The organism is Nocardiopsis ganjiahuensis DSM 45031 (assembly GCF_000341085.1).
Taxonomy (GTDB): domain Bacteria; phylum Actinomycetota; class Actinomycetes; order Streptosporangiales; family Streptosporangiaceae; genus Nocardiopsis; species Nocardiopsis ganjiahuensis.
The window spans coordinates 180,165-193,167 of record NZ_ANBA01000009.1 but is presented as its reverse complement, the minus strand read 5'-3'; the positions used below and the strand labels follow the sequence as shown (position 1 = coordinate 193,167).

The window sequence follows — 13,003 nt, the reverse complement described above, 5'->3', positions numbered from 1 at the left end:
TAGGTCGTCCCTCCGCCCCCCGGAGGATCCAACAAAGGATGTAGCGCATGAGTGAGGCCACCGCGCCCGCCTTCAGCCTGGAACTGAGCGAGGATGTTCGCGACGTCCGGGACTGGGCCCACGGGTTCGCCGCCGACGTCATCCGCCCCGCCGCCGCCGAGTGGGACGAGCGGGAGGAGACCCCCTGGCCGATCATCCAGGAGGCCGCCAAGATCGGGCTCTACTCGCTCGACTTCTTCGCCAACCAGTGGCTGGAGCCCACCGGCCTCGGCATCCCCGTCGCCTTCGAGGAGCTCTACTGGGGCGACCCGGGCATCGCCCTGTCCATCACCGGTACCGGTCTGGCCGCCGTCTCCGTCGCCTCCAACGGCACCCAGGAACAGCTCTTCGAGTGGGTGCCGCAGATGTTCGGCAGCGCCGACGACATCAAGCTCGGCGCGTTCTGCTCCTCCGAGCCCGACGCCGGCTCCGACGTCTCGGCGATCAAGACCCGCGCCGTCTACGACCAGGCCAAGGACGAGTGGGTCATCAACGGCGTCAAGACCTGGGCCACCAACGGCGGCATCGCCGACGTCCACGTCGTCGTCGCCTCCGTGGAGCCCGAGTTCGGCTCGCGCGGCCAGGCCTCCTTCGTCATCCCGCCCAACACCCCCGGCCTGTCCCAGGGCCAGAAGTTCAAGAAGCACGGCATCCGCGCCTCGCACACCGCCGAGGTCGTCCTGGACGACGTGCGCGTGCCCGGCTCCTGCCTCCTGGGCGGCAAGGACAAGCTCGACGAGCGCCTGGCCCGCGCCCGCGAGGGCAAGCGCTCCAAGGGCCAGGCCGCCATGAAGACCTTCGAGGCCTCCCGCCCGAGCGTCGGCGTCATGGCGGTGGGCTGTGCGCGGGCCGCCTACGAGTACGCCCGCGACTACTCGGTCCAGCGCGAGCAGTTCGGCAAGCCCATCGGGGACAACCAGGGCGTGGCCTTCCTGCTGGCCGACATGGCCACCCGCATCGACGCCGCCCGCCTGCTGGTCTGGCGCGCCGCCTGGATGGCCCGCAACGGCAAGGACTTCACCAACGCCGAGGGCTCCATGAGCAAGCTCTACGCCTCCGAGACCGCCACCTTCGTCACCCAGAACGCCCTGCGCCTCCTGGGCGGCAACGGCTACACCCGCGAGTACCCCGTCGAGCGCTGGCACCGCGACGCCACCATCTTCACCATCTTCGAGGGCGCCAGCGAGATCCAGAAGCTCATCATCGGCCGCCAGATCACGGGCCTGCCGATCCGGTAGCGGACGACACCCGCGGGCGGCCTGCGCCCGGGCGGGCGCGGCGGGGGAGGACGGCCCCCCGACGCGCCCGCCCCGTGTTGTCGGCGGACCGTGCTCGGGGCCCGCGGGGCAGGCGTTCCGGGACGGGCTACGCTTCACCAGTGCCGGTGCCCGCGCTCCTCCGGCACGTCTCTTACCCCCACCCCGAGGAGAGCCCGTTGCGGTCGCCGTCACCCCTACCACCCCTGTCCGGACCAGCCCGCCCCGCTCTTCTCGGTGCGGCGGCGCTGACGCTCCTGCTCAGCGCCTGTACCCCCGTGACGGAGGATCCGGCGGCTGACCCCGCCCCCGAGCAGGGCCCGGTCGAGACGGCGAGCCTCGAGGAGCCCGAGGACATCTACGCGTTCACCGACCCCGAACTCACCGAGCGGCTCCACCTCCCGCTCTACGACTACATCCTCGACGAGTACGAGTACTGGACCGTCGGCCGGGCACAGAACGCGCTGGTCGTGGAATGCCTCGGGGAACTCGGCTTCGAGGCCGAGGCCAGTCCGAGCACGGTCGGCATCGAGGCGGAACTGACCCACCACGGCCCGTTCCACGACTACCGCCTGTACGGAATGGCCAGTGTCGACCTCGCCGAGGAGTACGGCTTCGAGACCCCGAGCGAGGAGGGCCCCTGGCCCCAGTGGACCGTCGCCGACGGCGTCGACGCACAGATGGCCCAGGCGGCAGCCGACGGATACGACTTCAGGGGCGGAGACATCGAGACGCCCTCCGGCGACCCCGTCCCCGAGGGCGGCTGTAATCACCAGGCCAACCTGGGGATCTCCCCCGACTCCCCCGCACCCGAAGAGGGCGGGATGTGGATTGCCGGGGAGGACGGGCTCATCCCGGACACCCCCGGCCGCCACCACCTGGCGGACCTCCTGGCCGAAACCGCCCACTCCACCGCACGGGAGGACACCGAGGTGGCGGCGGCCGCCGAGGCCTGGAAGGAGTGCGTCGGCCTGTCCGAGACCACCGTGGACCCCGAAGGCGCCCCCGAGGTCCTGGACGACGAGGACGCCGTGCTCAGCGCCGAGTGCCTGGACTCCACCGGCTACCCGGACGCCTTCGTGGACGCCCAGACCCGGGCCCAGGAACCCCTGATCGAGGAACACGGCGACGACCTCGCCGAGCGCAAGGAGCAGCTGGACGCGGAGCTGGCCGCCGCCCGGGCCGTGCTCGACTGGTAGGGCCGGACCGCAGGGGCCGGACCGCCGCAACGGAGCAGGCGGGGCAGATGCGAAGGGCGGGTGCGCGGGGAAGAACCCCGCACACCCGCCCTCCTTCTCGTCTGCGCGGGTCTAACCCGGGAAGTGGCAGGCCACCGGGTGCCCCGCCCCGCGGTCGACGAGCTGGGGCGCCTCTTCGGCGCACAGGTCCTGGGCCTTCCAGCAGCGGGTGCGGAACCGGCAGCCGCTGGGCGGGTTCACCGGGCTCGGCACGTCACCGGTGAGGACGATGCGCTCACGCCCCCGCTCCTGGCGGGGGTCCGCCCACGGGGCGGCCGACAGCAGGGCCTGGGTGTAGGGGTGCGACGCCCGGTCGTAGACGTCCTCCCGCGTGCCGATCTCCATCACCCTGCCCAGGTACATCACGGCCACCCGGTCGGAGATGTGGCGCACCACCGACAGGTCGTGGGCGATGAAGACGTAGGACAGTCCCAGCCGCTCCTGCAGTTCCGCCAGCAGGTTCACCACCCCGGCCTGGACCGACACGTCCAGGGCCGAGACCGGCTCGTCCAGCACGAGCATGCTGGGTTCCAGGGCCAGAGCCCGGGCGATACCGACCCGCTGCCGCTGGCCGCCGGAGAACTCGTGCGGGTAACGGTTGCCGTGCTCGGGACTCAGCCCCACCATCCGCAGCAGCTCGGCCACCCTCTCGGGGCCGCCGTCGCGCCACTGGCGGTGCACCTTCAGGGGCTCCGCGATGATGTCGTTGACCGGAAGCTTCGGGTTGAGCGAGGCGTAGGGGTCCTGGAAGACCATCCCCGCCTCCCGCCGCACCTGTTGCATCGCCCCCGAGGACGCCTTCGTCAGCTCCTGGCCACGGAACCGCACCGAGCCGCCGGTGGGCTTGACCAGCTGCAGGATGGCCCGGCCGGTGGTGGACTTGCCGCAGCCCGACTCCCCGACCACGCCCAGGGTCTCCCGCTCGTCGAGGCTCAGGGAGACCCCGCTGACGGCGTGCACGTGTCCTACGACCCGGCGCAGGAAACCCGCGCCGTGCACGGGGAAGCGCACCTCCAGGTCCTCGACCTCCAGCAGGGGTGCCGCGGGGCCGGTCCGCCGGTCCAGTTCTTGTTGTGGCGTCGTCATGGGGTGATCCCTCCGTTCCGGAAGAACGCCGTCGGGTCGTCGGTCTCGGCCAGCCGCTCCCAGTGGTGGCAGGACGCCAGGTGCGCGGCGACCGGCACGCCTCCGGCATCGGGACCGGCGGTGTCCGGCCCTTCCGCGCCATCGGTCGGAGCCAGCGGCGGCTCGGACGAGCGGCAGGTGTCGTCGGCCAACGGGCACCTCGGGGAGAACGGACACCCCGTGGGCATGTTGATCAACGACGGCGGGGTCCCCTGGATGGGGCGCAGCCGCTCACCGTAGGCCGAGGTCATCGACGGGATCGACCCGAGCAGCCCGGCGGTGTAGGGCATCCGGGTCCGGTAGAACACGTCGTCGGTCGTGCCGACCTCCACCGGCCGGCCCGCGTACATGACCAGGACCCGGTGCGCGAGCCCCGCGACCACGCCCAGGTCGTGGGTGATCAGCAGGATCGCGGAGTTGACCGCGTCCTTGACCTCCAGCAGCTTCTCCAGGATCTGCGCCTGCACGGTGACGTCCAGCGCCGTGGTGGGTTCGTCGGCGATGATCACGTCGGGGTTGTTGATGATCGCCATCGCGATCATCACCCGCTGGCGCATCCCGCCGGAGAACTCGTGCGGATAGCTGCGCAGCCGCTGCGCCGCCTGGGGGATGCCGACCAGGTCGAGCATCTCCCGGGCCCGTTCGAGCGCGTGTTTGGGCGGGACCAGCTCATGCGCCAGAACCGCCTCGGCCAGCTGGTCCCCGACGCTGTGCACCGGGTTCAGGGCGGTCATCGGGTCCTGGAAGATCATCGAGATCTTGCGCCCCCGCACGGACCGCAGTTCCTTCTGGCGCATGGCCAGCAGGTCCTGCCCCCGGTAGAGGACCTTGCCGCTCACCCGCGCGCTGCGCGGGAGCAGGCCCAGGAGCGCCATGGACGAGACCGACTTGCCCGACCCCGACTCCCCGACGATGCTGAGCACCTCGCGCTCGCGCAGGGAGTAGGAGACGTTGCGCACGGCCCTGACCACACCGTCGTCGGTGGGGAACTCCACGGACAGGTTCTCCACGCGCAGGATCTCGTTCTCGGTGGGGCCCTGGGTGTCCTCGAGGGTCCTCGCGGTGTGCACCTCGCCGGCGGCTTCGGTGACCGCGGCGGCGCCGTCGAGGACCTTCCCCGGCTCCTCGGCCGGGGGCGGTGGGATGGGTGATTGCGTCATCAGTCACGCACCCTGTTCTGTCGAGGATCGAAGGCGTCGCGCAGGCCGTCGCCGATGAAGTTGACCGACAGTGCGATCAGGATGATGAACAGCCCGGGCCAGTAGAAGAGCCAGGGGCGGGTGCTCATCGCGCTCCGGTAGTCGGTGATGAGCCGTCCCAGCGAGGTGTCGGGCGGTTGCACGCCCATGCCCAGGAAGGACAGCGCGGACTCCAGCAGCACCGCCGCCGCGATGGCCAGGGTGACGCTGACGATGATCACCCCCACCGTGTTCGGCAGGATGTGCTTGAAGATGATGCGGGCCGAGGAGGTGCCGACGGACCTGGCGGCCTCGACGAACTCCTTCTCCCGCAGCGAGAGCACGGAGCTGCGCACCAGGCGGGCCGTCTGGGTCCAGGTCACCAGGCCCAGGACCATGCCGAGGTAGAAGATGCCGGCCTGGCCGGCGATCTTGGCCGCCGCAGCCGCGATGGCCAGCAGGGGGATCGCGATGAGGACGTCGGTGACCCGCATCAGGACGCTCTCGGTCCAGCCGCGGAAGTACCCCGCGCAGGCGCCGAGCACCGTGCCCACGACGGTGGCCACGATCCCCACCACGAACGCGACGATCAGGGACACCTGGGTGCCCTTCATGGTCAGCGCGAAGTAGTCCTTGCCGACGTTGTCCTGGCCGAAGGGGTGTTCGCCCAGGGCCAGTCCGGAACCGCCGAGGAACTGCGGGACCAGGCTGAGGGTGGGATTGCCGCCGTCGCTGAGCGAACCGGTCGCCGTCGGCGACTTGTCCCACCAGCCCGGGAGGGGACCGTAGCCGATCGAGGTGAAGGCCAGCAGGACGACGCTGATCAGCAGGAACATGCCGACCAGGGCCGCGCGGTGCCGGAAGAAGCGGGCCCGGACCAGCTGCCACTGGGTGCGGGCGGCGATGTTCATGCCCTGGGCCTCGTTCGAGGCCCCGGAATCGGGGTCGGGGCCGGTTGCCCCGGACGGAGTGTTCTCGGGTGTGCTCATGGTGATTCTCCCTCCGTCACGACAGCCGGATCCGCGGGTCGAGGTAGGCGTAGGTGATGTCGGCGATCATGTTGAAGATGACGATCGCCCCGCTCGCGACCACGAAGAACGCCATCACCGGGATCGGGTCGGCCTCGTTCAGGCCGGTGATCAGCAGGTGGCCCATGGCCCGCCAGCCGAAGACCGTCTCGGTGACCACGGCGCCGCCGATCACGGTGCCGAAGTCGTAGGCGGCCAGCGTGGTGATGGGGATGAGCCCGTTACGGAAGGCGTGCCGCGTCATGACCGTGCGTTCGGGCAGTCCCTTGGCGCGTGCCGTACGCACGTAGTCCAGGTTCATCACCTCCAGCATGCTGGCGCGGCTGTAGCGGGTGTAGGTGGCCAGGGAGACCAGGATCAGCGCCATGGTCGGCAGGGCCAGATGGCCGGCCGAGTCCAGCGTCAGCTCCCAGAAGGTGCCCTCGTAGTTGGGGGTGCGCGCCCCGACGGTGGAGATGGGGCGGCCCTGGACGGAGCGGCTGTAGGAGACGAAGGACTGGAGCATCCGGTCCACGAAGATCACGCCGCCGGTGAACACGCCCGTCCACACCGCTGTGGCGATCGCGTTGCGCCGGTGCAGTACACCGCCGACGCCGTAGCCGATCGCCACGCACACGGCCACCGTCGTGACCGCCAACCCCGCGATGGTCGCCAGGTTGGGCGCGTCCAGCACCGGTGAGAGCACGAAGTACATGACGGTGCCGACCGCGGCCGCGGTCAGGGCCGCGTACATCGGACGGTTGGGCTTGGGCCCGGAGATCAGTACGGAGAAGCCGAAGGCGGCGCCCAGGGCGCTGATCGCGACCGTGACCGGCCCCAGACCGGGGTCCGCGAACCACCGGGTGAGCGAGGTGAACGCCAGCAGGGCCGCGGTGACGGCCGTGGCGCCGGTGAAGGCGATCAGCCGGGTGCGCCGGTCGCCCACGATCAGCGAGCTCCAGGCCAGCCCGGCGAGCAGCGCGACCACCCCGATGACCAGGGGAGGGATGACGGGCTGTGCCAGCCAGTTGTTGAACTCGATCGCGCCGTACTGCTTGAGGAGCACGCCGACCCAGAAGATGGGCAGGGAGAAGGCGACGAACGCGCCGAAGGTGACGGAGTGGTCGAAGCCGCTGTACTGGCGCAGTGCGGAGATGATGCCGATGGCGATGCCGATGACGATCGCCAGGACCGTGGCCGCCACCACGAGCTGCATGGTGGCCGAGATCGCGTCCGCGAGCAGGACGTTGACGTCCTGCCCCTGGCGGTTCGTCCCCAGGTCGCCGGTGAAGGCCGCGCCCAGCCACAGGAAGTAGCGCGCGTAGACGGGTAGGTCGAGGTGCATGCGTTCGACCCGCTCGGCTATCGCGGACGCCTGGGCGTCGTCCGGGAGTTCCCTGAGGTCGGCCAGGGGGTCGCCGACGTTGGCCGCGAGGACGAACATCACGAAGCTTGCTGCGAAGAGCACGAAGAGGGAGACGACCAGTCTTCGTGCGATGAAGACGAGCACGAGTGCTGACTCCTGAAGTTCAGGGGAACGTCCACGCGCAGACGAAGGGACCGGAGGACGTGTTCGCCTCCGGTCCCTGGTCGGAGCGCGCTGACCGGTGGGTCCCACCGGTCAGCGCGGTCGGTTCTGCGTGGACGGGGTGGTGCGGCCTACTGGGCCGTCCACTCCCACATGTTCCAGACGATGTCGGTCTGAGCGGGGTTGGGGACCACGTTCTCCAGGTTGTCGCTCCAGGCGGCGGTGCCCGGGTGGCTGAAGAGCGGGATCGTCACCAGGTCGTCCCAGAGGATCGTCTCGATCTCGTTGATGATCTCCAGCTGGGCGTCGGGGTCGAACTCCTGCAGGATGTCGCTGAGCAGCTCGTCCATCTCTTCGCTGGAGTAGCAGCCGTTGTTGTTGCCCTTGCCGTCGGCGGTGCACTCCTCAGGGGTGCGGTAGGTGGAGTTCCAACCGCTCACCTCGGCCGAACCGGACCAGGCGTACATGGCGACGTCGTAGGTGTTCTGCGACAGGCCGCCGTCGGTGTCGAAGAAGGTGTCCTCGGCGTTGATCTGCACGTCGAAGCCGGCCTCGTCACAGGAGTCCTTGATCAGCTCGGCGGTCTGCAGACGGCGGGGGTTGCCGCCGATGAAGCCCAGGCGGACCTCCTGGCCGACCGCGTCGGCCTCTTCGAGGAGCTCCTTGGAGCGGTCCAGGTCGACCTCGGCCCACTTGTCGCCGCCGCTGGCCTCGACGGCCTCGGCGTAGCCCGGGTCGAACGGCGAGATGTTGCGCACGTCCATGGTCTCGGCGTCCGGCTGGACCGGCTTGATCAGGTTGTCCACGATCAGCTGACGGGGCACGCAGTTCGCGAAGGCCTCACGCAGGTCGTAGTCCTCGAACGGGCTGGAGTCGAAGTTGAAGTCCAGGTGCTCGTAGATGTACTCGTCGTAGACCTCGTACTCGACACCCTCGAGGGCGTCGAGCTGGTTGATCAGGTCGACCGAGGGCTGCGGCCGCATGATGTTGATCTCGAGGTTCTCCAGCGCCTGGGTCTGCTCGTCGGAGGCGATCCAGCGGACGACGATGTTGTCGGTGGCCGGCTCCGAGCCCCACCAGTTCTCGTTCGGCTCCAGGGTCAGCGACTGGCCGGCCTCGTAGGCGGCGAGCTTGTAGGGGCCGGAGGAGGGGATGAGCTCCTCGTCCGGCAGCGCACCGCTGATGGTCCAGCCCTCGTTGAAGAACTCGGCGGCGTCCGCGAGCGCGTCGTTGTCCTCCTCGCGGATGGCCTCCAGCAGCTCCTCGGTGCTCAGACCGCCCTGCTCCGCCACCACGTGCGCGGGCATCAGGGTGGTGTTGCCGTGGCTGGGACCGTTGCTGGCCCAGTCGGCGAAGGGCACCTCGTACTCGATGGTGAAGTCCTTGTCACCGGGTTCGCAGTCGGGCATGACGCTGTCCTCGATACCACCGGTACCGATGACGGAGAAGTCGTACCTGCCGCTCTGCTGCGCCCACCACAGCATCATGTCGTCGCAGTCGATCGCCTCGCCGTCGGACCAGACGGCGTCCGGGTTGATCGAGTACTCGACGATCTGCGGGTCCTCGGAGACCAGCTCGTAGCTGCCGAACTCGGGGTTGGGGGTGACCGCCCCGCCTTCGCCGAAGTACCAGAAACCGGTGGTCACACCATGGTTGACGATGGCGTTCTTGCTGGAGTTGGCTCCGGCGGTGGTGTTGTTGTAGCTGTCGTACTCCTGGTCCCAGGCCAGGGTGATGGTCGTGCTGCCGCCGGTGCTGTCCGCATCGCCGTCGCTGCCGCCGTCGCTCGAACACGCGGAGAGCGCCAGCGCTCCCGCGGCGACCACGGCGGTGGCCTTGGTGATGCTTCTGGTCTTAGTCACAGAGAGTTTCCTCTACCGATCAGGGGATTTTGTCCGTGGTACGGAATAGAACGGATTCTGGGCATTGTTCAAAGTTTGGGCAATAGGCGATTGCGGTGTGTTGCACACCTGAGACGCACTTGGTGCCTAAATCTAGCCAAAAACAGAACTAAGAGGGCGAAACCGTGACAGATCGACTTCTGGGTCCGAGAGTCCTCGGGGTGGCGTCGACGCTGGAGGAGTGACAGGTGGTGTCACTGGGGCCGGGTCTCCGCAGGTGGACCTCCGAACATCCCATGAATGGATGTTCGGAGGTAATCGACGTTTACTATTTTCCGTTCGGGTGGAAGCCCGGGGAGCCAGCTTTTAACTCCACCGAAAAGATCCGGCAAAGGAGGTGCGAGAATGGGAGGCCTCCCACGAAAAAACGAGGTTCGGTGACGTTCCGTGACGGCTCTCGTGGTCCGGGCCGAGACGCGGATCATCCGCCCGGATGGACCTCCGCCAGCCCCTGAGCGGTCTCGACGAACCGCTCCACCTGCTGGCGGGAGGCGACCACCGTCAACGCGGGCAGGTACGGACGGCGCCGCGCGACGGGTTCGACCACCACCTGCGGCCGCTGCATGACCCCCTTGCGCAGACGCACCGCCGCGATCTCCTCCCACCGCCACACCCACGTCATGTTCGGCGGGGTGGCCAGGGTGTTGAGCACGAGCAGGCGGCGGTCGGTCAGCGCCGCGAGCATCCCCGTCCCCTTGGGGTGGGTGAACATCCCCGCGACGCGCTCCTCCCCGGGACTGAGCTCCTCCTCCAACCAGTCCAGCGAGTGCGCGTGGTGGGGGCCGGCCACCCACCTGGACGGCGGGTTCACCCAGGACACGGACTTGGATTCTCTGGACATGACGCTCCGTCGGGGGATCAGGTGGGGTGGGGGATCGGGGCGGGGCTGTCAGGCGCGGCGACAGGCCTCGAGGAGCTCGGCGAAGCGCTCGGCGTCGCCGCGGCCGCGGGTGAACCGGAGCGTGCGGGACCGGCCGGCCCACGAGGTCTCCCGTGCGGTGACGGTGAGCTCGGCGACCAGCGCGAACCGCTTCCTGCCCACCTCCGCCATCTCGATCTCGGCCAGCTCCCACGAGCGCACCTCGTTCCCGGGGTGCCGGTTCAGGGTGCTGAACAGTCGCTCCCCGGTCAGCAGGTGCAGGTAGGTGTTGCCCTCCTCGGTCTGGTCCTCCTCGTAGGCGGCGGCGACCGGGCGCTCACCCTCGCGGAGCAGCTCCAGAAGCCAGTCCAGCTGCGGACGGCAGACGGCGCGCGCGATCGGACCCGCCGGGCCGATCCACTCGAACTCGGGCTGGGGCATGGAAGCCTTTCGGTGGGGGGCGTCCGCAAGCGGTCACGAGGCTACCGGGCGCCCTCGCCTAGCCTTGACCACGTGACCCCGCCCCGGCCGCCCGCGCGCCTGAGCGCCCTGGAGGCACTGGGCGCTCTCCTGGACCGCTCCGTGGCCCGGATCTCCGGTGGCTCCGGGGGCGTATCTCCGTGGACCGGTCCCGGGGCGGACGCCTAGTCTGTGGGTCCGACCCCGGAGGAGAACCCCCTCGTGTCCCACCCCCTGCTCTTCGTCGACGTCGACGGCCCCCTGAACCCGTTCCGGGCCGCGCCCTCGGACCTGGAGGGCTACACCTCCCACCGCATGCGACCCGAGGGCTGGGAGTACCCGGCCCAACCGCTCGACGTGCGGCTCAACCCCGACCACGGCGAGGAACTGCTCGCCCTGCCCTACGAGCTGGTGTGGGCCACGACCTGGGAGCACGAGGCCAACACGATGATCGGCCCGGTCCTGGGCCTGCCCGAACTCCCCGTGGTGGAACTCCCGGGATGGGCCGACGCCGAGCACGGGCTGTTCTTCAAGACGGCCGTCCTCGCCGAGTACGCGCAGGGCCGCCCCTTCGCCTGGATCGACGACGGGATCACCGAACGCGACCGCGTCTGGCTGGCCCGCAACCACGTCGCCGACGTCCTCGCGCACCGGATCGACCCCGCGGTCGGGCTGTGGGAGAAGGACTTCGACCTGCTCGCCGAATGGCCGCCCGCCCTGGCCGCACTCGACTTCCCCGGCTGACCGGCCCCGAGCGGCCGGGGCCCGCGCGCCGGGGCTGGGTGCCGGGGCCGGGGCTCCTGCCCGGTCGGTGTGAACCGGGCAGGGGGGACGAAACCTCTCAGGCCGCTGCCACTACCCTGTGACCCATGACACCAGGCAACGGCGCCACCACCCTCACCATCCCGGGGGCCTTCAACGGCCCCGACGGCTCCGGCAACGGCGGCTACACCGCGGGACTGCTCGCCGAGCGGCTCACCGCCCCGGGCGGCCCGGCCGTCCAGGTCACCCTGCGCACCCCGCCGCCGCTGGACCGGCCGCTCACGGTGGAGGGCACCCCCGAGGACGGACTCCGGCTGACCGATCCCGCCGCCGAGGGCCGCGCCCGCCTGGTCGCCGAGGCCGTGACCGCAGCGCCCCTCGAAGGCACCCCTCCCGACTCCGGGGTGATCCCCGGCGGTCCGGTCACCGCCGCCGAGGCCGAGGCCGCCCGCAAGCTCTACGCCGGCCTGGACGAGCACCCCTTCCCGCGCTGCTACAGCTGCGGACCCGAACGCGCCGAGGGCGACGGCCTGCGCCTGTTCGCGGGCCCGGTCCGCCCGGGACGGGGACCCGACGGGGCCGGCAACACCGTCGCCTGCACCTGGGACGTCCGACCCGAGACGGACGGCGGCGACGGCACCGCCGCCCTCGCCCAGGTCTGGGCCGCGCTCGACTGCCCCGGCGGATGGTCCAGCGACATCTCCGGCCGCCCCATCGTCCTCGGGCGCATGACCGCCCAGGTCCTGGAGCTTCCCCCGGTCGGCTCCACCCAGGTCGTCATGGGCCACCTGGAAGCCGTCGACGGCCGCAAGGTCCACACCGGCAGCGCCCTCTACGACCGGCACGGCCGCCTGCTCGCCCAGGCCCGCGCGACCTGGATCGCGATCCAGTCCTGAAGCCAGGGCCCACGCGCTGGACCTTCCACTACGGTGGACCCTTGTGGCCTTCGAAAACACACAGCAGACGGCGCCGAACGACAACGGCACCTCCGGCGGACCCGCCGCCCGCGCCTCGGCGCCCCGGCGGGGACGGAGCGGGCGCGGCCGGGACCCCGAACGGCGGCGGACCATCCTGGACGCCGCCGACCGGGTGATCCAGCGGGACGGCCCCGACGCCTCCATGCTGGCGATCGCCACCGAGGCGGGGATCAGCAAACCCATCCTCTACCGGCACTTCGGAGACAAGAGCGGCCTCTACCAGGCCCTGGCCCGGCGCCACGTGGACCCGCTCATCGAGGCGATCCGCTCCGAGCTGTACCAGCACACCGACTTCGAGATCCGCGCCCGCGCCACGGTCGGCGCGTACCTGTCGATGATCTCGCAGAACCTCAACCTCTACCGGTTCCTCATGGACCGGGCCACCTCCGAGGACGTGCGCACCCGCAGCGACCTGGGGCTCATGGTCCGCCGCCTGGGCGAGGAACTCGCCGACCTGCTCATCACCGAACGCCGGATCGAGGGCCGCGTGCGTGCGCAGATCGCCGCGCACGCCATCGTGGGCATGGTGCAGTCGGCGGGGGAGTGGTGGCTCGAGCACCCGGAGGTGGACGAGCCGGAGATCATCGACGACCTCACCTCGGCCGTCGTCGGGGCCATCCACGGCAGCGGCGCCTGACCGGTTCTCCGGCACGTGCCCCGAAGCGTTTCCCGCC

General features: G+C 70.2%; 13 protein-coding genes. 6 read left to right on the top strand and 7 right to left on the bottom strand.

Annotation, left to right across the window (positions count from 1 at the left end):
* Positions 1-47: 47 nt before the first annotated feature.
* Entirely contained in the window at positions 48-1,277 is a 1,230-nt protein-coding gene (locus D458_RS0112070) for an acyl-CoA dehydrogenase family protein (RefSeq protein ID WP_017587007.1), read from the top strand.
* 296 nt (positions 1,278-1,573) lie between these two features.
* Positions 1,574-2,494: a hypothetical protein gene (locus D458_RS0112065; RefSeq protein ID WP_017587006.1), complete on the top strand. Its 921-nt coding sequence runs from the start codon at positions 1,574-1,576 to the stop codon at positions 2,492-2,494.
* Between the two features lie 111 nt (positions 2,495-2,605).
* On the opposite strand, the gene D458_RS38080 is transcribed toward D458_RS0112065, so the two are convergent.
* The 7 genes from D458_RS38080 to D458_RS0112030 form a co-directional block, all read right to left on the bottom strand.
* A complete protein-coding gene (locus tag D458_RS38080; RefSeq protein WP_017587005.1) occupies positions 2,606-3,619 on the bottom strand; it encodes an oligopeptide/dipeptide ABC transporter ATP-binding protein in 1,014 nt (337 codons plus the stop codon).
* Positions 3,616-4,818, bottom strand: coding sequence for an oligopeptide/dipeptide ABC transporter ATP-binding protein (locus D458_RS38075; RefSeq protein WP_017587004.1), 1,203 nt, complete (start codon positions 4,816-4,818; stop codon positions 3,616-3,618). The genes D458_RS38080 and D458_RS38075 overlap by 4 nt, the downstream gene beginning before the upstream one ends.
* Complete coding sequence (locus D458_RS0112050; protein ID WP_017587003.1) at positions 4,818-5,825, bottom strand: ABC transporter permease; 1,008 nt, start codon at positions 5,823-5,825, stop codon at positions 4,818-4,820. Before D458_RS0112050 ends, D458_RS38075 begins: the two co-directional genes overlap by 1 nt.
* 16 nt (positions 5,826-5,841) lie before the next feature.
* Positions 5,842-7,353: an ABC transporter permease gene (locus D458_RS0112045; RefSeq protein WP_017587002.1), complete on the bottom strand. Its 1,512-nt coding sequence runs from the start codon at positions 7,351-7,353 to the stop codon at positions 5,842-5,844.
* Positions 7,354-7,502: 149 nt separating this feature from the next.
* Positions 7,503-9,233: an ABC transporter family substrate-binding protein gene (locus D458_RS0112040; RefSeq protein ID WP_017587001.1), complete on the bottom strand. Its 1,731-nt coding sequence runs from the start codon at positions 9,231-9,233 to the stop codon at positions 7,503-7,505.
* Positions 9,234-9,693: 460 nt separating this feature from the next.
* The gene (locus D458_RS0112035; RefSeq protein WP_017587000.1) at positions 9,694-10,113 is read right to left on the bottom strand and encodes a hypothetical protein; all 420 of its coding nucleotides are present in this window, start codon (positions 10,111-10,113) and stop codon (positions 9,694-9,696) included.
* Between the two features lie 48 nt (positions 10,114-10,161).
* Positions 10,162-10,572, bottom strand: a complete 411-nt coding sequence (locus D458_RS0112030; RefSeq protein WP_017586999.1) for a hypothetical protein — start codon at positions 10,570-10,572, stop codon at positions 10,162-10,164.
* Between the two features lie 72 nt (positions 10,573-10,644).
* On the opposite strand from D458_RS0112030, the gene D458_RS37925 reads away from it, so the two are divergent.
* From D458_RS37925 to D458_RS0112015, 4 genes are all read left to right on the top strand, one after another.
* Positions 10,645-10,779 carry a hypothetical protein gene (locus tag D458_RS37925; protein WP_275042283.1) on the top strand — a complete coding sequence of 45 codons (135 nt, stop codon included), beginning with the start codon at positions 10,645-10,647 and terminating at the stop codon, positions 10,777-10,779.
* A 33-nt stretch (positions 10,780-10,812) separates the two neighbouring features.
* Entirely contained in the window at positions 10,813-11,334 is a 522-nt protein-coding gene (locus D458_RS0112025) for an HAD domain-containing protein (protein ID WP_040702415.1), read from the top strand.
* 125 nt (positions 11,335-11,459) lie between these two features.
* Positions 11,460-12,248 carry a hypothetical protein gene (locus D458_RS0112020; protein ID WP_017586997.1) on the top strand — a complete coding sequence of 263 codons (789 nt, stop codon included), beginning with the start codon at positions 11,460-11,462 and terminating at the stop codon, positions 12,246-12,248.
* Positions 12,249-12,291: 43 nt separating this feature from the next.
* Positions 12,292-12,966, top strand: coding sequence for a TetR/AcrR family transcriptional regulator (locus D458_RS0112015; protein WP_017586996.1), 675 nt, complete (start codon positions 12,292-12,294; stop codon positions 12,964-12,966).
* Positions 12,967-13,003 lie beyond the last annotated feature (37 nt).